The sequence below is a fragment of the Chitinophaga sp. GbtcB8 genome, from assembly GCF_019091455.1.
Lineage (GTDB): Bacteria > Bacteroidota > Bacteroidia > Chitinophagales > Chitinophagaceae > Chitinophaga.
In genome coordinates this window covers 26,213-47,043 of record NZ_JAGXJN010000023.1, presented here as the reverse complement: position 1 = coordinate 47,043, position 20,831 = coordinate 26,213, and the positions used below count along the sequence as shown (strand labels likewise).

Annotated in this window: 16 protein-coding genes; 4 read left to right on the top strand and 12 right to left on the bottom strand. The window is 46.5% G+C overall.

Annotated elements, in window-relative coordinates:
- Window positions 1–156 precede the first annotated feature (156 nt).
- The 4 genes from KVT36_RS19340 to KVT36_RS19325 all read right to left on the bottom strand — a co-directional run bounded on the left by KVT36_RS19340 (window position 157) and on the right by KVT36_RS19325 (window position 4,350).
- Window positions 157–1,005 carry a class I SAM-dependent methyltransferase gene (locus tag KVT36_RS19340; protein ID WP_217605106.1) on the bottom strand — a complete coding sequence of 283 codons (849 nt, stop codon included), beginning with the start codon at window positions 1,003–1,005 and terminating at the stop codon, window positions 157–159.
- A 97-nt stretch (window positions 1,006–1,102) separates the two neighbouring features.
- Entirely contained in the window at window positions 1,103–1,405 is a 303-nt protein-coding gene (locus KVT36_RS19335) for a transcriptional regulator (RefSeq protein ID WP_254640095.1), read from the bottom strand.
- Window positions 1,406–1,508: 103 nt separating this feature from the next.
- Window positions 1,509–2,156 (bottom strand): hypothetical protein, encoded by a 648-nt coding sequence (locus tag KVT36_RS19330; RefSeq protein WP_217605105.1) that lies wholly within the window; start codon window positions 2,154–2,156, stop codon window positions 1,509–1,511.
- Between the two features lie 40 nt (window positions 2,157–2,196).
- The gene (locus KVT36_RS19325) at window positions 2,197–4,350 is read right to left on the bottom strand and encodes a TonB-dependent receptor (RefSeq protein ID WP_217605104.1); all 2,154 of its coding nucleotides are present in this window, start codon (window positions 4,348–4,350) and stop codon (window positions 2,197–2,199) included.
- A gap of 225 nt (window positions 4,351–4,575) precedes the next feature.
- On the opposite strand from KVT36_RS19325, the gene KVT36_RS19320 reads away from it, so the two are divergent.
- The gene (locus tag KVT36_RS19320; RefSeq protein WP_217605103.1) at window positions 4,576–4,995 is read left to right on the top strand and encodes an SRPBCC domain-containing protein; all 420 of its coding nucleotides are present in this window, start codon (window positions 4,576–4,578) and stop codon (window positions 4,993–4,995) included.
- 70 nt (window positions 4,996–5,065) lie between these two features.
- Here KVT36_RS19320 and atpA read toward each other — a convergent pair whose 3' ends face one another.
- From atpA to KVT36_RS19280, 8 genes are all read right to left on the bottom strand, one after another.
- On the bottom strand, window positions 5,066–6,643 hold the full coding sequence (gene atpA / locus KVT36_RS19315; protein WP_217605102.1) for a F0F1 ATP synthase subunit alpha: 1,578 nt from the start codon (window positions 6,641–6,643) through the stop codon (window positions 5,066–5,068).
- 97 nt (window positions 6,644–6,740) lie between these two features.
- Window positions 6,741–7,301, bottom strand: a complete 561-nt coding sequence (gene atpH, locus KVT36_RS19310; protein ID WP_217605101.1) for an ATP synthase F1 subunit delta — start codon at window positions 7,299–7,301, stop codon at window positions 6,741–6,743.
- 79 nt (window positions 7,302–7,380) lie between these two features.
- Complete coding sequence (gene atpF, locus KVT36_RS19305; RefSeq protein WP_217605100.1) at window positions 7,381–7,875, bottom strand: F0F1 ATP synthase subunit B; 495 nt, start codon at window positions 7,873–7,875, stop codon at window positions 7,381–7,383.
- Between the two features lie 148 nt (window positions 7,876–8,023).
- Window positions 8,024–8,281 carry an ATP synthase F0 subunit C gene (atpE, locus tag KVT36_RS19300; protein ID WP_089920341.1) on the bottom strand — a complete coding sequence of 86 codons (258 nt, stop codon included), beginning with the start codon at window positions 8,279–8,281 and terminating at the stop codon, window positions 8,024–8,026.
- A gap of 37 nt (window positions 8,282–8,318) precedes the next feature.
- Window positions 8,319–9,479 carry a F0F1 ATP synthase subunit A gene (gene atpB, locus KVT36_RS19295; RefSeq protein WP_254640093.1) on the bottom strand — a complete coding sequence of 387 codons (1,161 nt, stop codon included), beginning with the start codon at window positions 9,477–9,479 and terminating at the stop codon, window positions 8,319–8,321.
- 196 nt (window positions 9,480–9,675) lie between these two features.
- Window positions 9,676–13,440 carry a DUF3857 domain-containing protein gene (locus tag KVT36_RS19290; RefSeq protein WP_217605098.1) on the bottom strand — a complete coding sequence of 1,255 codons (3,765 nt, stop codon included), beginning with the start codon at window positions 13,438–13,440 and terminating at the stop codon, window positions 9,676–9,678.
- A gap of 53 nt (window positions 13,441–13,493) precedes the next feature.
- Window positions 13,494–15,257: an ABC transporter ATP-binding protein gene (locus KVT36_RS19285; RefSeq protein WP_217605097.1), complete on the bottom strand. Its 1,764-nt coding sequence runs from the start codon at window positions 15,255–15,257 to the stop codon at window positions 13,494–13,496.
- A gap of 238 nt (window positions 15,258–15,495) precedes the next feature.
- Window positions 15,496–17,706: a hypothetical protein gene (locus KVT36_RS19280; protein WP_217605096.1), complete on the bottom strand. Its 2,211-nt coding sequence runs from the start codon at window positions 17,704–17,706 to the stop codon at window positions 15,496–15,498.
- A gap of 183 nt (window positions 17,707–17,889) precedes the next feature.
- On the opposite strand from KVT36_RS19280, the gene KVT36_RS19275 reads away from it, so the two are divergent.
- The 3 genes from KVT36_RS19275 to KVT36_RS19265 all read left to right on the top strand — a co-directional run bounded on the left by KVT36_RS19275 (window position 17,890) and on the right by KVT36_RS19265 (window position 20,755).
- Window positions 17,890–18,639 carry a DUF1003 domain-containing protein gene (locus KVT36_RS19275; protein ID WP_217605095.1) on the top strand — a complete coding sequence of 250 codons (750 nt, stop codon included), beginning with the start codon at window positions 17,890–17,892 and terminating at the stop codon, window positions 18,637–18,639.
- Between the two features lie 151 nt (window positions 18,640–18,790).
- Window positions 18,791–19,474, top strand: a complete 684-nt coding sequence (locus KVT36_RS19270; RefSeq protein WP_089920354.1) for a response regulator transcription factor — start codon at window positions 18,791–18,793, stop codon at window positions 19,472–19,474.
- Window positions 19,475–19,705: 231 nt separating this feature from the next.
- A complete protein-coding gene (locus KVT36_RS19265) occupies window positions 19,706–20,755 on the top strand; it encodes a cell wall metabolism sensor histidine kinase WalK (protein WP_217605094.1) in 1,050 nt (349 codons plus the stop codon).
- Window positions 20,756–20,831 lie beyond the last annotated feature (76 nt).

The following is a 20,831-nucleotide window of genomic DNA, read 5'->3' as shown; positions in this document are numbered from 1 at the left end:
AGGTGTTAGCTGTTAGCTGTTAGCCGTTAGCGGTAAAATGTACTTCAGTAATAAATGTATCTCAATAAAAAGGCCTTCAACATCATATGGTGTTGAAGGCTTTTTACTTTTAGAACTTGCCTTGACAGCTAATAGCTAATAACTAATAGCTAACTGCTAAAGATGAAATGCTGCCATTTCCATCCAGCTATCGCCCCGGTGGGGATAAATGTTGTTATGGCCATATAACTTCTCCTCCACTGTATGCATATCATACACGTCGTGTATTTCTGCCTGCAGCAGCTCCAGTATGTTCAATATCTTTTTACGGCTGTAATAATAAAGCTCCACACCCAGGCTCTTTTGCAGCAGGTCATTTATTTCGTTAAATGCATGCCTGGTGGCGGCCGATCTGATATCTTCTGCCGGCAGCAGGTAATCTATGATCACGGTATTGCGCGCATTCTTTGTACTAAAACATTGTATAATATCTCGGAACTGTTCCTCCGTTATATAGGGAACAATGCCTTCCAGGATAATGATGGCAGGCTGTGAAGCATCGTAACCGGCGTCTCTTAGCTGCCGCTTGCATTGTATGGTATGGGTAATATCTGTTAGCAGGGTAACGGGTAAGCTTAGCTGAGGCGCAATGTTGCGGTAAATACGGCCTTTATCCTCCATCCAGGCCTGGTCCATTTCATAAATACCGTTGATCAGCTGCGGGTACTCCGCTGCCAGCTGTAATCCCAGGGGATCCAGACCAGCTGCTATAATACAGATCTGTTGCTGTGGGTACCGGCTAATGAACTGCCGTATAAGATAACGCACCATTTTTTTGCGCAGCTGTATCATGCCCTCCAGCGGGACATTCAGCTGGCTGATAGCTGCCACAAGGGGTTGCACATCGCCCAGGTCTATGTACTGCATGTATTTACGGCTTAGCGGGTCCGTATACATTTCTTTGGCATAAGATAGTATCAATGCTGAAGTGGGCGCCACTCTCAACATGGATGCAGGGGTATTCATGGGAGTAACATTTTTGGAATGAAAAGGCCGATCCGATGGCTTCCCTATAAAATTAGCGGTTAGAACTGAAGTAACATCGCAGTTCCGGCTGCAGCAATTATTTGTGCTTACCCGCGTTCAGATAGGATTGTATAGAGCTTACGTAGCTTGCAAAGGCTTTGCTGCCCTGCGTGGTTATTTTGCAAAGGGTTTGCGGATAGTTGTCTTTAAATTGTTTGATCACATCAATATAACCGGCTTCTTTCAGCTTATTGATCTGCACACTCAGATTTCCGGCAGAGGCATTGGTCCTTTCTTTCAGCAGCATAAATTCCGCCTCCTGCTCGCTGACCAGTACCGACATAATGGCCAGGCGCAGTTGTGAATGCAGAACAGGGTCCAGGTCTTTAAAATACATCATCACAACTATAGTTAACGAATATCAAATTAAAGTGCGAAGGGCAGAAAATGAAAGGTGAAGCATGGCGGTACCTCACCTTTCGCACTTCACATTTTCTCCTGTATTATTTGCCTGCCTGTTGCAGCAGATCTTTTGCATGGGGCTCGCCCCAGTGCGGTGCTATGCTGCTGGCGGGTTTAAAGGCTGCATATTTCTGCAGGGCTACCTGTAATACTTCTTTGGCTTTTGCTTTATCGCCGCCAAACTGTTCCGGTGTATAATACAGGGCCTGGCCTTCCAGCAGGTATACACGCGGGTTTTCAGGATTTATCTGTTTGGCTTTTTGTATTTGCATGCCGGATTCCGGACCGTACTGCTGTCCCCTGGTTTGCGGGTCTACCATAATACGTGAGGAGGCAATGAGGGAACGGATGCAGGCTACTTCATCATCATTCTGTTTTAATGAATCAGCTTTGTTGATGTTGGCTTCTGCTTTATCTGCCAGGCCATCTATTTTATCTTTATCCTGCGTCATCAGGGCAGACATTACCTGTGAGTAAGCAGCGTAATAATAAGGCAGCCACTGGTTTTTTTCCGCTGCAGCAATACGCTCAAAAGTGTTGGATATATCCAGCATACTTTGCGGGTTGTAGCTGGCGGGTACATCCAGCAGGCCTACCTGTTTGGTCATAGCATCCTGGTATTGGGGGCTTTGGGCTTTGGTAACTACAGCCGCAAAAACCGGTAACAGTAAAAGGAGGAAATGTTTCATATACGATCTGTTTTTATTGTTGATGGTTTGAATGATATGTTTAGAGATTATTAATTACATCCTGGCGGCGGTCAACACCAAAGTTCATGAACATGCCTACAAACAGGAACCGGGGCGCATTGGGCACTATCTCCTCCCGGCGCAGCCCATCTGTGGAATAACGGTAACCATATACCTGTTTAAAGTCAAACACATTGGTAACGGATATTACAAATACGGTGAATGCTTTGCCAACAGTAGTAAGGTAGCTGGCGCTCAAACCTAATGTATTAAAGTCAATGGTTTTTTCTGACATGAACTTACTTTCCGGCAGGTTGGGATTATAATAGGGCCGCCCACTGGCATAGCTGTAAGTTACCCCAATATTGGTAGTGATCTTGGGGAAATATTTCTTCATTACCAGGCTGGCGGTATGTTTGGCCGCAAAATCAGGCTGTACCTCGTAAGGGTAGTACAGGTAGTTGCGCTTAGTATCCAGGAAAGAATAGGAGATCCAGTAATCCAGGTTCTTAATGGTTTTACGATCCCTCCAGAACAGCTCTATACCTTTCGCATAGCCGGTACCGTTAGTAAGGGTATCCGGTACTGTTTTTACCAGGTCTTTATACTTTTTATAGAATGCTTCTACGCGGAAAGTATAGTTGCTTGACAGGCGCTGGAAGCTGGCTATATAGTGCGTGGCTTTCATGTAGCTCAGGTCCTGCTTAAAGCGCAGGTACTGTGGTTCCGGCTTCTGGTAATAATCGCCATAGGCCAGGGAAAACTGGCTGTAATCATCCAGCTTATAAGCTAAGGAAACGCGGGGCGCCAGGTTCACTTTTGCCAGTATAGTAGAATATTCCAGGCGTCCGCCAAAGCGGCCTACAAAGCGGGGAGTGAAATAAATATCGCTTTCTGCAAAACCGGCGGAGTAATTATCTACATAATTAACCTTGTAACTGTTAAACTCAGAACGTTCTGCCGCATACTGGTATTCACCACCCAGCCGCAGCTGGGAAAAAGCGCCCAGGCTTTTGGTAAGCATTAACCTCAGCTGGCTCAGGTCTGAACGGGCATGCACATTGGTTACCGGCGATTTCTTAATAGTATCCAGCTTTATTTTATCAATGTTGGAGCTGTACGAGAAGCCGGCATTCATGCGCCAGCCACTGCCCAGGCTCTCTTTATAGGTGAGGTTCGTATATACGTTCTGGTTACGCACGTCTGTTTGCTCCTGGTAACCGGGATATTCAATGCTGTTCTTTTTAAAACCCATCCGGCTCCAGTTACCATATCCATAAAATTTAAGGATACCGGTAGAAGATGTTCTTCGGCGGAAGTTCAGGGAAGTACCTATAATTTCCGGGCCTACGGTAGGCTCCTGCTTGGGCTTGGCTATATTGAAATAAGGCGCCAGGTTGGTATAATCCGCCTCTATGCCAAAGGAGCCTTTTTTATCTTTCGACAATTCATCCAACCCGCCGCTTACACCCAGCACGGAGGCGCCCAGGCTATAGGAAGAGCGGGCGGGCAGGTCTTCTGATTCCAGCACCAGCGCAGAGGAAAGCCCCTGCCCGTATTGGGCGGAGTAACCACCACTGCTAAAGGTGGTGCCCTTAAACAGGAAGGGCGAAAAACGGCCCCGGCCCGGCATGTCCGGCAGGCTGGTAAAAAAGGGATTTCTTACCATTAACCCATCAATGAAGATCTGTGTTTCATAACCGGTACCACCACGTACAAAAAGGCCTTCCCGGTCGTTGGTTTGCTGTGTGCCGGGCAGTGTTTTAAGCGCGTTCACAATATCAGCGGTGGCGCCGGCAGTGGTTACTATGTCCAGGGGTTTAAGCACAGTGTTGTTCTTATCATTGCTGGCTTCAATACTACCGGCTGAAATAGTTACCACTTTCAGCTCATTCATAGCTGCTTTGAGCATAAGCGTTACCTGCACGGGGCCGGTAATGTTTATGGCTTGTTCCTGTGTTTGAAAGCTCATTAAGCTGGCTACCAGCACCTGCGGGCCGGTGGTAGTGGTGGTAAAGGAAAAGGTGCCGTCTGCCCCGGCAGTGGCACCGTCGTAGCTGCCTTTTATATACACGTTTACGCCGGGCAGCGGGCGTTTTTTAGCATCTGTGACCTTACCGATAATTTTTTGCTGCGCCAGTACCAGCGCGGGTAAACATATACAGAGCAATAGGTTAAATGAATGTTTCCACATGGGTTGGGGATTTACAACAAAGCTAATTTAGTTTATTTTGTAAACAAAGTTACGATATAAACAAATCGGTTAAGGCGGGGATGAGGAGCGGTGAAAGGGGGAAAAGGGTCGGGGAAAATGGAGGTAATGGCAGCAGTAGATAAGATCATTCACAATCAACTTGCCTTATGCAAAACCCTTTGATAAATTTGATAAAGAACCTGAAAGTCAATTAACACAAAATTTATGAGCAACCCAGCACCCTTCACCGTTGAAACTACGGTAAATGCCCCGGTAGAAAAGGTTTGGAAACTATGGACAACCCCTGCCGACATTATGCAATGGAATGCCCCTTCCGATGACTGGCATTGCCCAAGCGCGGAAGCCGATTTGAAAGAAGGCGGAACCTTTTCTTTCAGAATGGAAACTAAAGACGGGCGTGTTGGGTTTGACCATAGTGGCAAATACAGCAGGATAATACCCAATGAGCTTATTGAATATCTGGTTTCCGATGGCAGAAGCTCCGCAATTAAATTCATAGCGGATGGCAATAAAACTACCGTAGCAGAAACCTTTGTACCGGAAAAAGAAACCCCGCTTGAAATGCAAAAATGGTTTACCCAATCGGTAATAGACAACTTTAAAAATTACGCAGAAAGTAAATAACAACCATGTATAAAACAAAGATCCCGGCCAATTGACCGGGATCTTCATTATGCTAAATTACCTTATTTACTTATGCAAATCTTGGCTTCAGCTCATTGGCCAAAGTCACCATCTTTTTGATGCCATCATCTGCCAGGTTACCCTTTTTGAATTCGGCCAGCACTTCAGGCAGGCGTACTTCCATTTCATGCAGGAAAGCTTCTTCAAAGGCACGTACATTCCTCACCGGTACTTCACGCAGCAAACCCTGTGTACCCAGGTAGATCATTGCTACCTGTTTTTCCACTGAATAAGGGCTGAACTGAGCCTGCTTCAGGATCTCCACGTTGCGGGCGCCTTTGTCCAGTACGGCTTTGGTAGCCGCATCCAGGTCGCCACCGAATTTGGAGAAGGCCTCCATTTCGCGGTATTGCGCCTGGTCCAGCTTCAGGGTACCGGCCACTTTCTTCATGGATTTGATCTGTGCATTACCACCTACGCGGCTTACAGAGATACCCACGTTAATAGCAGGACGGATACCGGCGTTGAACAGGTTGGATTCCAGGAAGATCTGACCATCCGTAATAGAGATCACGTTGGTAGGAATGTATGCAGATACGTCACCGGCCTGTGTTTCAATGATCGGTAACGCGGTCAGGGAACCGCCACCTTTCACCAGGTGTTTGATAGAATCCGGCAGGTCGTTCATCTGGCGGGCTATTTCATCCTTGGCGATCACTTTAGCGGCACGCTCCAGCAAACGGCTATGCAGGTAAAATACGTCGCCAGGGTAAGCTTCGCGGCCCGGTGGGCGGCGCAGCAGCAGGGATACTTCACGGTAAGCCACCGCCTGTTTAGACAGATCATCATAAATGATCAGCGCCGGGCGGCCGGTATCACGGAAGAACTCACCGATGGCAGCACCTGCAAACGGAGCGTAGAACTGCAGCGGAGCCGGTTCAGAGGCAGATGCAGCTACGATGGTAGTGTAGGCCATAGCGCCGTTATCCTGCAGGGTTTTCATTACACCTGCAATGGTAGAGGCTTTCTGGCCAATAGCTACATATATGCAATATACAGGCTTGCCTGCATCGTAAAACTCTTTCTGGTTAATGATGGTGTCAATACAGATGGCGGTTTTACCGGTCTGGCGATCACCGATCACCAGCTCACGCTGGCCGCGGCCAATGGGGATCATGGCGTCAATAGCCTTGATACCGGTTTGCATGGGTTCTTTTACCGGCTCGCGATAGATAACACCCGGTGCTTTACGCTCCAGGGGCATTTCATATAATTCGCCGGTAATGGGGCCTTTACCATCTATAGGGTTACCCAGGGTATTTACAACACGGCCTATCAGTCCTTCGCCCACTTTAATGGAAGCGATCAAACCGGTACGGTGTACTTTATTGCCTTCTTTTATTGCACCGGATTCACCCATCAGTACCACACCCACGTTATCTTCTTCCAGGTTCAGGGCTATGGCTTTTACACCATTCTCAAACTCCACCAGTTCACCGTAACGAACATTATTCAGTCCATATATACGGGCAATACCGTCGCCCACCTGCAATACCGTGCCTACCTCTTCCAGGTCGGCTGCGGCATTGAAATTGCTCAATTGCTGGCGCAATATTGCCGAAATTTCATCAGGTTTTATCTCAACCATAATTATGCTTTTTAAAAAGAGTGCTTTAAGAATTTTTAGGTTTCAGATTGCTGTTCCTGTTTCCGGGAACCATGCTGCTAAAACCGGTATATTGTAATTATTTGATATTAGGCGTGTAAATGTTCTGTGCAAACTGTTTTTTAATGTCTTTCAGGTCGCGCAGAATGGAAGCATCAAACAGGCGGTCATCTGTTTCCAGTACAAAACCACCTATCAGGTCCGGCTCCACAGCGGTTTCCATCTCTATCTTTTTATCAGAGCCGGCTTCAACCTTTTGCTTGATAGCGCTGAGGATGGCGGCATCCAGCGGTATGGCAGTAGTGATCTTTACCTTACTGATATTGTTTAACAGGTTGTACTGCCGCGCAAATTCCGTAGTGATCTCCGGCAGGTTGCTTTCGCGGCCTTTTGTTACCAGCAGCTGAATGAACAGGGAGGTAATGTTGCTTATTTTACCTTCCAGGATGGCTGCCAGTATCTTTTGTTTTTTATCCGGTTTAATGACAGGGCTTCTCAGCAAAGTCACCACATCGGGATTGCCTTTGGTGATCTGTTGCAGCACCTGCATATCTGCACGGACAACTTCCAGCTGGCCCTTTTCAATGGCCAGATCCACCAAAGATTTTGCATATCGGGATGCTAAACGGGGATTTTGCATATTATTATAATGTGCTCATTTGCTAAAATGCTGATGTGCCGGTTTGGTTTATTAGCACATCAGCATTTCAGCATATTAATTAATTCAGTTTGATGCTTTCAGCCTGTTGTTTGATGAACTGCTCCTGGGCAGATTTATCAGACAGCTCTTTTCTCAGCACTTTCTCTGCCACTTCAATTACCAGCCGGCCTACCTGGTTCTTTACATCCGTAAGGGCGGCCATTTTCTGGTTCTCTATTGCGGTATAGGCTTCGTTAATGATCTTTTTCGCTTCTGCCTGTGCCTGGGTCTTGGCTTCGCCAATGATCTGGTCCTTGGCTTCCTTGGCTTCTTTCAGGATCTTGCTCCTTTCAGCCTTGGCTTCTGCCAGCACATGCTCATGCTCTGCCTTCATCTGCGCCATTTCTTCCTTTACCCTTTCTGCAGCTGCAATAGAATCTGAGATGGAAGTTTCCCTTTCCTTTAAAGTAGACAGGATGGGTTTCCAGGCAAATTTTTTCAGGATGAGGAAAACAATGATGAATATTAAGAATGAAATGGTAAACAAGCCTAACGCGGGCTGTAACAGATCCATGATTATTATTTTAATTGCGATTTACTAATTCGGAATTACGGCAGGATATCAAATTATGTGTTTTAGTTCGCATAACATAACTGATCTTTCGTAATTATAATTACTGCACCCTTTGCCCTGTGCGCCGGATGCAGTAATCAATTTTGTCTTACATCACTACTGCCAGCAGACCTGCGATAACGCCGAACAGGGCAACACCCTCTACCAGCGCCGCAGCCAGGATCATGTTTGCGCGGATGTCGTTAGCAGCTTCGGGCTGACGGGCGATGGATTCCAGCGCGCTTTTACCGATGTTACCTACACCGATACCAGCAGCGATAGCAGCAATACCAGCACCAACGGCACCACCAGCTTTAGCCAGACCAGCACCTGCAGCAGCCTGCAATAAAATTGTTAAAAGAGCCATAGTTTAATATATATGTGTTGTTATAAAAATTTACGATTTAATGATGGTGCTCATCATGTGCGCCTTCCATAGCCTGCCCAATGAACACAGCCGTAAGGTTAGCAAAGATAAAAGCCTGAATGAAAGCTACCAGCACCTCCAGCATCATCATCACAATGTTAAAAACAATGGTTACCGGTAAAAATCCATAACCGGCAAACCGGTTCATGGCGCCAAATATAAACACCAGGGAAATAATACTCAGGATAATAATGTGACCGGCCAGCATATTGGCAAACAACCGGATCATCAGGGAAATAGGTTTGGTGAACACACCGATCAGCTCCACGGGCGCCAAAATGAGCTTTACACCAAACGGTACCGGGGGGTTAAAGATATGACCCCAGAAGTGTTTGTTGGAGCTAAGCAGGATGGCTATAAAGCTAATGATAGCCAGCGCAGCGGTTACCGCCAGGTTGCCGGTTACGTTTGCAGAACCCGGCAGCAGGCCCAACAGGTTATTAATGAGAATAAAGAAAAAGATCGTTAATATAAAGGGAGTAAATCTTTCGTAGTGTTTGCCGGGAATGTTGGGCTTTACTACCTCATCGCGCATAAAGATGATCACCGGCTCCATCAGGCTCTGGAAGCCTTTAGGGGCTTGTTTGGATCCGCGGATACGGTATGCTTTGGCTACATTCAGCATTAGTATTACCAGCAGCACAGCGGCCAGCAGCATAGAGGTGATGTTCTTGGTCATGGAAAAATCGTAGATCTCTGCCTCAGTAGGATTATCATTCTCATCTACAGCGATCACTTTACCATCCATGTACTTGACAGGGTCCAGGCCTTTTTCATGCAGGTAATGGCTATTTACCAGGCGGTAACCGTCAAAAGCAGCATGGCCGTGGTGAAAACGGGAAGAGGAAAATACAGACAGGCCTCTTTCCTTATTGTAAATGATCACCGGCAGCGGCAGGGTAACAGGCGTTTCTCCGAAATCCACCAGGTGCCAGTCATGTGCATCCTTTACGTGGCCCAGGATCACTTCCTTGGCATCAAAACCACCTTTGTGTTCACCCGGTTCTTCCGCCGTGGCTAATGCATGTTGGGAACCATTATGTGTTTCTTTTTCTTCATGCGATTGTGCATGTGCAAAAGAGCTAACACCAATAATGTTCAGGGCTAGTAACAGCGCTATCAGACTATGTTTGAGCAAGTTGCAGGAAATCACCGTTTTCTGAAATTTTGCGCAAAGATAACCGATTTTAACTCAAATAGGTAGTGGTTTTAAAAAAAAGGGAGAACAAACTTTAACCTGTTGATAAACAATGATTTATTTTCTTTTGGCGGGCCTTCAGAAAACAAAAAAAACCGCCCCTTTTTGATGAGGCGGTTTAGTGTATGGTACCCAGTTATTTAAATGAAATATATTTCTGTTCTGCGTTCATGATCTTAGTAAAGAAATCTTTCATATTACTCATATCCGTTGCTTCAATAAGCTGGTTACGGTTCGTGGCAAAACTGCGCCGGATGGTAAGCTTATTGGGCGCCGATTTCCGGTAGGTCAGATGGTAGCTCATATTATTAAAACCAGCCTCCACATCTGCAGGCACCTGGTCAAATGCTTTACCAGCCGGAATTTCTACATCAATATCTGTAACATACTGATCGGTGTTCTCATAGTTCCAGTATTCAAAGGGATACTGCCGCGTATCGGCGCTAAAAATGTCGGCGGTGGCCACCACATCTACAAATACCGGTTTTATCATGCTGAAATCACCTACATTAATTACATCATTTTTGATGGTATAATGCAGCTCCTGGCTCACGGTGTCCTGCAGATTATCCAGGTTGTTAAAAGTAAACTGGTCCAGCACCACCGGATTTTTAGATTGCTGGGAAAGGCTGGAGGTAAGCCCCTCAGACACCTCTTCTTTAGTTTTATGGGCATAGTGGCCGCGCATTAAGCTCGCAAGCTCACCGGAACGGCTGCTGCTGGTTACCACCTGCTGGTCGGTATCATTTATCACTACTTTGGTTTTGCGCACCACCACTACCTTACGCTTATCATCTTCCGGTAACAGCTCTATTTTCTCATTCCCTTTATAGTTGAAAGGAATATTCAGCACCTGGGCAGCTACCAGGCTTTGCGGCAGCGCATTGAAGGGTAGCTGGTTATCCGTAAGCTCCAGGTAATGATATTCATTATCTGCCTTAAAGCGTGCCACGCAGTGGTTAAACTCCATAGAGGGCAGCACCATTGAATGGCGGCCATTGTGGCGGGTGCTCACCAGCATCAGGTTAGCATCCATTCCGGCCTTGCGCGCCAAAGACACAAACAGGGCGGAGAGATCCTTACAATCTCCCAGGCGGGTGCTCAATGTTTTGGATGCCCGCTGCGGAATGTAAGCTCCCTGCCGGAAGGATATAGAGCTATAAGCAATACGCTGCTCTATATATTCATAAATGCTGCGGGCCTTTTGCCAGTCATTCAGCTGTGCGGCGCCAGCGGGGAATATTTCTTTGAAAGCGGCATTCAGGTCAAAATCCTCCTGACATTGCTCCCTGGTAAGGTCGCTGTACCATTCAGCAATTACATCCCATGATTTTACGGTGGAGATATGCAGCACCTGCCCAATATCATCCAGGTTAGGCATGTAACTTTCCTTCTTAAAAGCCGGCACATTCTTCATTTCCCAGGTATACAGGCGAAAGTTCTCATGTTTGCTTTCTACAGGTTTTACAGCCTCATTGTTCTGGAAAACATAGTTTATATGCAGCTGATCGGCCACCAGCATATTATACCGGGCCATTCCTGTAGGTACCGAGGCGGTGAAATAGTACTTATCCCAGTATTCACGGCCCAGGCGGCCAATGCCAAAGCTGCTGATCTTATAATTGTAATAAATAGCATCCCCGTTTTCCAGGCGGGTAAATACAATGCTGTTCTCATAGGTTTCTGCCGGCACATGGGCGCCATTAGCTTTTATAACTTCAGCTTTTAGTATCGTCACATCCTGGTACACACTGTTGTAGGGTACTGATACTTCCTTCCAGTTGTCAATACCGTTTTTGTTATTGATGTATACTGCAGTGCTGATCATTTGCTCATTGGCGCCTTCCGGGTATAACACCACATTTTTTTCATCAAAAATGAAATAGTAGGGCTGCATAGTGTCCCGGGGCTGCTTCAATGCTTTATTGATCTCCCCGTAATTATCCAGCTTAGGGAAGTAGGAGAAAATATCCGGCTTATTTTCCAGCTCCCTTATTTTACGGCGATAGTTACTGCCCCCGGCATACTGGCTAAGCGCCTTTTTATAATAAGCCAGCGCCTGCTGTTTATTATTCTGCTGCAGGTAACAGCTGGCAATATCGCCCATAATCTTGTGGTAGTAAGGGCTAATGCCATGTGCTTCATTCAGATAATAAATAGCAGAATCATATTGCTGCCTGCTAAAGAAATACTCCGCCAGCGGGTTATAGCTATCTGTATCATAAGACGCAGCGGCTATAATGGCTTTTAGCACGGCAATGCCCTTATCAGCTTTATTCTGTTCAAAATACTCCTCTGCCATGGCTTTGGTAACCTTGTAAGAATAGTTATGCTCAGAAAATTTCTCCATTACTTCCAGCGCTGCGGCCGGGTCTTTCATCAGTCTTTTATAGTACTGGTACATTACCAGTATAACATCTTCTTTGTCGGCATAGCGCTCGTAAGCATCTTTTAAAAGGTATACCGTGCTATCCATTTTTTCCATATTGGCATAAATGCCTATACGCTTCAGGCGGGTCAGCTGGTTTTCCCCCTGCAGGGCTATCATTTTATTCACTATTTCCAGCTCTTCCTGGAATTTCTTTTCTTCCTCCAGCTTATTGGTTTTACTGTACAGTACCCAATAGTTATCAGGGTCCTGCTGTTTTATATTTTCCTGCAGCTCCTGTAGTTCTGTTGCATCATACTTAGTGGAAAGGCATTCACCATATTGATTCAGCACAATAGGGTTGTTGGGATATTTTTTATACAGGTCATGCATTACGGCTTTGGCCTTATCATATTCCTGGTTGCGTACATATACTTTACTGAGCAAAAATGCATACGCGGGATCCTGCGGGTACTGCGTCATACGGCGGCGGAAAAAATCTTCTGCAAAATGTATAATGGTTTGCGGGGCCGCCGTAGTAGTATCTGCCTGGTAGGTTTGTAAGGCGGAGGTGCTTGAAATATTCTGCAGGGGATTATACTGATCATCGGTGAGACGTACAATAAAATTGGGCAGGTTATTACCGTGGGTAAAACCGATCTGCACCAATACCCGGTTGTATCCTTTACGCAGATGGCAGCGTGCTTTAAAGGCATCCAGCTCTGTAGCCCGCTCTTCCTCCTGCGCCAGTAAAAGCTTATCATTCATCCATACTTTCAGCGCGCCGTTTCCGCCCAATGCCAGCACAGCATCCTGCTCACGATCCGACAGCACAAACGTTTGCGCATAACCTACTGCGTCCGTGGCGGGAAAAGAGGCGCCTACAAAGATCCAGCCCTGCCCTGTGCCATGCAGCGGGGTAAACCAGTCAACAGCGGCATTGTTATAGGAGGTAAATCCTTTACCGGTGGCCGGCTGCTTCAGCGGACCATACTCTTTATTAAAACCGCTGCCGGATATATTATCAAACGGGCCCACACATTGCCAGTCTTCCAAAGCTCCCATCTTGGGATACATAGCCCTGGACTGCTGTTGCTGCTGGCAGAAGAATAAATGGTAACCTTTAAAATAATTGGCAGCTGCGCGCATAGAGCCATTGAAGGCAGTATCTGTTGCCAGCCTTTCCAGGTTGGCCAGCTGCTTACCGCTTTTTTTGCCGTATTCACCCAGCACAGCGTAATTGAACCAAAATGCATAGGCATATGGGCCTGGCTGGCTCCATTGATCCAGTGGATCAGGGTATCTTTCAAGATATCTGGTGCCAATGCCATCATAGGTTTCCAGCAGGATCAGTGTTGCTACCGCATTATCGCGGTTCACATTGTTCTTAATTGCTTTAAGCAGGAATTCGCGTGCATGCTGCTTATCGTTGCGGTGTAAAGCGTCCCAGGCTTTTTCATAATCACCGGCTAGTAGTGTAATGGGTAACAATAGCAATAACGCAGCCCCCACGTTGCGTAGAAAGAACTTCATAAAAGGTATAGGTTGAATTACGAATTAAAAAACAATATAAATATATGATTTTTCTAAATACTTACCGCTTTCTTAAACTGCATGCTATGCAGCTTGTAGTAAAAACCTTCCTGCTTCAGCAGCTCCTCATGCGTACCCATTTCCCGGATCTCACCTTTATCCAGCACCATAATCTGGCTGGCTTTGCTGATGGTGCTTAAACGGTGGGCTATTATAATGGAGGTACGGCCGGCAATCAGCTTGTCTATGGCCTGTTGGATCAGTAGCTCAGATTCTGTGTCCACGGAGGAGGTGGCCTCATCCAGGATCAGTATGGCAGGGTTGTACAATAATGCGCGTACAAAAGAGATCAGCTGGCGCTGGCCCAGGGAAAGGGTGCTGCCCCTTTCCATTACCTGGTAATCGTAGCCACCCGGCAGCTGCATAATAAACTCGTGCATGCCTATGAGGCGGGCAGCCTGTTCCACCTGCTCCCGGCTAATAGCATAATTACGCAGGGTAATATTCTCATAAATGGAGCCGGAGTACAGGAACACATCCTGCAGCACCACCCCTATTTTACTGCGCAGCTCATCCAGCGCATAATCCTGTATGTCAACATTATCCAGCTTTATCTGCCCTTTCTGGATCTCGTACAGGCGGTTCAGTATGCTGATGATGGTAGTTTTGCCGGAGCCGGTATGGCCCACAATGGCAATAGTTTCACCGGGTTTGGCATGGAAGGAAATGTCTTTCAGCACATAACGGTCTTCCACATATGCAAAGGATACATGATCAAACAAAATATCGCCCTGCATACTGGTGGCTTTCACCTGCCCGTTGTCGGGGATATGCTCTTCGCTGTCCAGCACTTTAAATACACGCTCGCTGGCTACCATGCCCATTTGCAGGGTGTTAAACTTATCGGCCAGTATACGCAGCGGGCGGAAAAGCAGGTTCAGGTACATGATAAAAGCAATCATCACCCCCTGCGTTACTTCATAGCTCAATACCTTGTTGGAGCCCCACCATACCATAAGGCCCAGGGAAATAGCCAGTATAATTTCCACTACCGGGTAAAATACGGAGTAGGCAAAAATGGCCTGTATATTGGCTTTGCGGTGTTCCTTGTTAATATTTTTAAAGCGGGCATATTCCCTTTTTTCTGCGGAAAAGGCCTGCACTACTACCATCCCGGTAATATGCTCCTGCACAAAAGCATTCAGCGCAGCTACGGCATTTCTTACGGCATGAAAAGATTTGTTCACGCTTTCCTTAAACATCCAGGTGGCAATGATCAGCACCGGGAAGGGCGATAAGCTGATGAGGGTTAAACGCCAGTCTTCCGCAAACATCACTGCCAGGATGGCTACGATCATCAGCAGATCAGCCACAATGGAAATAATGCCTTCGGAAAAAACGTCGTTAATAGCTTCTATATCATTAATGGTACGGGTAGTAAGGGTTCCGATGGGGGTTCTGTCAAAAAAGGAAAGATTCAGGTGCACGATCTTTTTATATACTGCCACCCGCAGATCCTTTACTACAGACTGTCCCAGCCAGTTGGTGAGGTAAGAGAAAAAGAAACGCACCACGGTTTCCACCAACAGCAGCAGGATCTGGATAATGGTAATGGTCACCAGCATCTGCATCCACTGGCTGGTAATATATTTATCTACGGTAACTTGTATCAGGTAAGGGCGCAGCGGCGATAGTACCGCCAGCACAATGGTAAGCGCCATAGACAAGTAAAAGGAGCCTTTGTAAGGTACTGCAAAAGAGAAGAGGCGCCGTAACAAACTAAAGTCAAAAATCCGCTTGATTGTAAAATTCTCCATGGGTTATACAAACCTACGGCTTTTTGCTTAAAAGTGGGTGAGTTGGGGTCCATAGTTGATGGTCCATAGGCCATTGCTTACTGCGTTTATAGGTTATACTTGTCAAGAAGGCTACCCGAACGCAAACGGTCCACAGATCATGGTTCCCATGTGCTGTGGACCGTCGTACTTTGTTCCCACGCTCAATTTACCAAGCGGGTTATGCTATGACCATGGACCATCGACGATGGACTATCGACTATCGACTCACTATTTTATCATCCTTCATAATTTGCTTGTACGCCTTTATGAAAATGGCGCCCAGGTTCTTATGCGGGGGTACGTAATCGCTGAAAAGCTCTTTGTTGCGGGCGTCACCGGCAAAACGGGCGCTAAGGGTAGCCCACATTTTTACCCAGTCTACATTTTTACCGCTGCGGATCACCTCTTCCAGGGTACGGATAATAGGCTCGTTTACAAAACGGGTACCTACCTGTTTGGAAGAGATAATGTGCGCATCCGGCGATTTCTGCAATACCACCGCCAGGTTATGATAACCGCCGCAGGAGCCCAGCACCACTATTTTGGCAGAGCTTTGCAGGTTATCCAGCGTAGTATTTACATGGTAGCTATGGCCGCGGTGTATGAATACTGTTGGGTGAATATCTTTTTCGTCCAGGTAATCGCTTAGCTTTTGAATGGCTTCCTTATCCTTGGGCTCATCCAGCGGCAGGTTGGCAAAAATGGTAATGGGCTTGCCTTTTACAGAGGTAATGGTGGTCCAGAAGGGGCCTTTGCTCACTCTCCAGTCGCCGCCGGAAAAGCTGGTCATAAAGCTGGCGTAAGATTCCTGCCCGTCTTTGTCACCGTAGAAAAATACCTGCTGGTAAACGGTCCCGCTGTCGCTCACCAGGCCGCTGAAATCTACATAGTTCACCGGGGGCAGCTTAAACTTGGTAGCCATATCAGTAGCTTTGGTGGAGTCGCTGCCTTTGCTCACCTCTGTATCAAACAGGCTGGAAAGCAGCTCATAGATCACGGTACCGCGTTTATCCCCTTTTTTAGATACAAACAGGTAGTTCTTTTTCACTTCCTCCCGCAAAAAGTCCAGCAGCTTTGGATCGCGGATGCTGCCAAATGAGTTGGCTACATCCACCGCATCTTCCAGGTCCTCTGTTTTTTCCAGGCTGCTGATGTATTTTTTCATCAGGTAATTGGCATTTTCCGGCGCCATGGATTTCAGGAAATTATCCAGGGTGTTAAAACCGGCTGCCATAGCAATGAACTTCTTAAAACGGTCAAAGCTTACTACCATCAGCAGGCTGTCGCCACGCGCAGGTTTCATGCGGGCCATCATCTGGTCGTACAAACCGGCGTTGTTATGGTTGGTGTAGCTGGAGGTAAATAATTCTTCCTGCCCGTTTACTATCAGGTAATACAGCTCTTCCGGTGTAAAATCCTTTACCACGCGGAAGCGTACGGCCGCCGGCTCTTCGTGCAGGTCGTTCACCTCACGGATGTAGCGCAGGGAGCGGGACTGCATATTTTCCATCATGGCCTTTAATCCCAGCGGGTTCTGGCCATTACTTTTCTTTTGCTGTAATACAACAGAGGTTTTCACCATCTGCTTAAAGTAAGGGTAATCACTGTCCACCACTGTTTCCAGGGAATCTATGCTCATAGAGCCGTCTATCAGCTCATCAATAAAAGGCAGTATGCGGGTAGACTGGCCGGAGTTACCGATCTTTACGATCAGCTGCACCACGGGGTCGGGATTCTTTTTTATAGCAGTAGCTACCGGCGTGTAAGAGGTAGCATAGGTAAGCACCTGGTTAGGATATTTACGGGCCACAGCGGCTATTACAGAATCGGTTACCTGGTAATCCAGGTAGTTGCCTATTTCCGCCATCACAGTTTCCAGGTTCTGAAAGGCGTATTTGCCGAACATAACGCCCCGGGCCTCTTTATAACCGGGGTTTTCCTTAAATATTTCTATCAGTTTCTCGCCGGAGTTAAAGGAAAGCTCGCGGGCTATGGGCAGAATGCTTTCTCCCTTAATGTTAGCCTGCATCATATTCTTGTAGGCTTGTATAATAGCGGGAGCTTCTGCCGGGTCTATTTTATGGTAGGCGCGTTTATTATTGTAGTCGTGCAGTACGCTGTATAAACCAGACAGGTAGCGGATCTTAAGGCGGTGATCCAGTGTAGTATCCCGTTCAATATCCAGCTGCATATCATCCACCTGTTTTAGCAGGGCATTCGTTACCTGCAGGTTAATGGTCTGGTCGTCGGAAACTTTTACCAGGTCATCTGCCTTCCCGTCAAATTTAGCTGCTGCCGCCTGTTCTTTGTCTATGTTATCGTGAAAACCCTGGCGGCCGATAGGGATGTCTATCTTTTGCTCGCTCTGTCCATATACCGCAGCGCCTTGTAGGGCAGCCAGGCATATGAGTATTAAAAATTTCTTCATTTATAGCTATACTTTTCGCTTTCCCTTATAGCAAATTTACGACCAATTTCCTTACTGCCCCGCGGGAAGGCTATTTTTAGACGGGTGACGATGGCCAGAGTTTAATAAATTGCAGGCAGATGCCGCGTGCGGTAACGCAGTTATAAATAATTGGATATTTTAATATTAGAAGAATAGTATACTATGCAAACCTTTGTGAGCGATCTTTCCGGGCAGCACTTTCCTACCTCTCAGAAGGTAAGTGGCCGGTCTATTAAAAAAGAGCTGTTTGAGCTGATCAAAAAAGAGCATCCGCACTTCAACAATAAATGCAATCTGGCTATGCCGGAGCTGAACCAATACCGGCAGCAGTATTATGAAGCTTTTTTTGCCAAAGAGATCGGTGAGCTAACAGAGCTGGAAAAAACGGTGATGGAAAAGCTGCGCGACCATGAAACCCTTACGGAGCAGCTGGAAGACGACATGCAAAAAATACCGCTCACCTTTGGGCAGCGGCTGGCGGATAAGATAGCCGATTTTGGCGGCAGCTGGACCTTTATCCTGCTGTTCATGGGTTTTATACTGGCCTGGACAGGTATTAATATTTACTGGCTTAGTAATAAAGGTTTTGACCCCTACCCTTTTATTTTACTGAACCTGCTGCTTAGCTGCGTGGCCGCCCTGCAGGCGCCTCTGATTATGATGAGCCAGAACCGGCAGGAGGAAAAAGACCGGCAGCGGGCAAAAAACGATTACATGATCAACCTGAAATCGGAGCTGGAAGTACGTTTACTGAATGAAAAAATAGACCGCATGGTGTTAAAACAGCAACAGAATGTGCTGGAGCTGCAACAGGGGCAGGTAGAAATGCTGAATGAGCTTACCCATGCCCTGAAACAATTGCGTGGTAAAAATGGCGATCATAACCAAAAGGATACAAATGGGGCTAAATGATAATGTAGCTCTGCCGTCCTCTTCAGGTACCTGAAATTATCGTAACTTACAGTAAGTCAAACAGCCTGCTGACAACTAATTAACAATTAGATAATGTTAACTTAACGCAGACGCTGTTTAATTTTGTGCATCTTAATAAAGTGCAATTTTTATGATAGACCAAGCGGTAGTCGGTAAAATATTAGTGGTGGATGATGAATCGGATATTCTGGAAATTATCAGCTACAACCTCAAATCAGCCGGGTACGATACCGTAACCGCCAAAGATGGAAGTGAAGCCATCCAGAAAGCCCGCATCTTCCGTCCCGACCTTATTATGCTGGATATTATGATGCCTAATAAGAATGGGATAGATACCTGCCGGGAGATCAGAAAAATACCTGAATTTAAAGATACCATGGTGCTGTTCCTCACAGCCCTGAACGATGAAAAGTCTGAGATAGACGGCCTGAATATGGGCGCCGATGATTACATAGCCAAACCCATTAAACCCAAATTACTGGTAAGCCGCATTAATGCCCTGTTCCGCCGCCTGCATAAAACAGAAGAAATGCAGATGCAGCTGGGAGACCTGATCATTGACCGCGAAAAATTCACCGTAACCTATAAAGGACAGGAAATAATACTGGCTAAAAAAGAGTTTGAGCTGCTGCAGCTGCTGGCATCCAAACCAGGCCGCGTATTCCTGCGTAATGAGATCCTGAACCAGGTATGGGGTACCGAAGTAATTGTAGGCGACCGCACTATTGACGTACATATCCGTAAAATACGCCAGAAAATAGGGATTGACCTGGTAACCACTGTAAAGGGAGTAGGTTATAAGTTTGAAATGTAAATGAGCAGAAAGCGCAAAGCATAAAGCTGAAAGCTGCCTGCCGTTTGCTGATCTGCATTTTCATTAACCTGTTATATCCAACTCATTTATTCTCACATCAAATAGCAAGCTGCTTTGGGCTTTGTGCTTTTTGCTTTGCGCCTTTAGCTTTGTGCTTTTTGCTTTATGCTTTCCGCTTCTAAAAAATTTACCTTAATTTCCCGTTATTACAATAATTACTCACTCTGGAGTATGTTTAAAGCAAAGAATTTATCGCCTCAAAAGCTGGCGGGATTTACAGCGCTTATTATTTCTGCCGTAATAGCGCTCGGTAGTTTAGTTGCAGATGGTTCCTGGCAGGTAATGCTCACCGCCTTTATCCTTACCTTCCTGGTTTCCTACTACCTGTACCTATACACGTTGCAGAACTTTATTTACCGGAAAATAAAGCTCATTTACAAATTCATTTACCAAACCAAGGCATCCAAACGGGAGGAGTTCTTTAACAAGAACATACTGCCCCTGAAAACCATTGAGGAAGTAAGTGAGGATGTTGAGAAATGGGCCATCCAGAAAAAAGAGGAGCTGGATATTTTACGCCGTAACGAGGAGTTCCGTAAAGAGTTCCTGCTGAACCTGAGCCATGAGCTGAAAACGCCCATCTTTGCCGTGCAGGGCTACATACATACCCTGCTGGATGGCGCTATAGAAGACCCGAATGTGAACAAGGTGTTCCTGAAAAATGCCACCAAAAATATTGACCGCCTCTGTCATTTGTTAGATGACCTGGACGAAATTTCCAAGCTGGAAAGCGGGGAAATGACCATTAACAAAGAAACCTTTGTGATCCAGGACATGATAAAGGATATTTTTGATACCCTTTCCCTGAAAGCCAATACCAAAGGCATTAAGTTCAATATTAAAAAAGGCTGCGAAGCCCCGGTAACCGTGCAGGCCGATAAGGAAAAGATCCGGCAGGTGCTTATGAACCTGGTGGATAATTCCATTAAATACGGTAAGAACGACGGGCATACCATTGCCAGCATTTATGTAATGGACGATAAGCAGGTGCTGGTAGAAATATCTGACGATGGCATTGGCATTTCCGAAGAACACCTGCCCCGGGTGTTTGAACGGTTTTACCGCACAGACCGCGCCCGCAGCCGTGATATTGGCGGCACCGGCCTGGGACTGGCCATTGTAAAACACATTATAGAAGCCCACAGCCAAACCATAAACGTACGCAGCAAACCGGAAATAGGCTCCACCTTCGGTTTTACCCTGGATACAGGCAGGGAATAGAATGATGTGCTAATATGCTGGTTTTTGCTGGTGGAATTATATGCACCAGCACATTAGCATATTAGCACACCAGCAC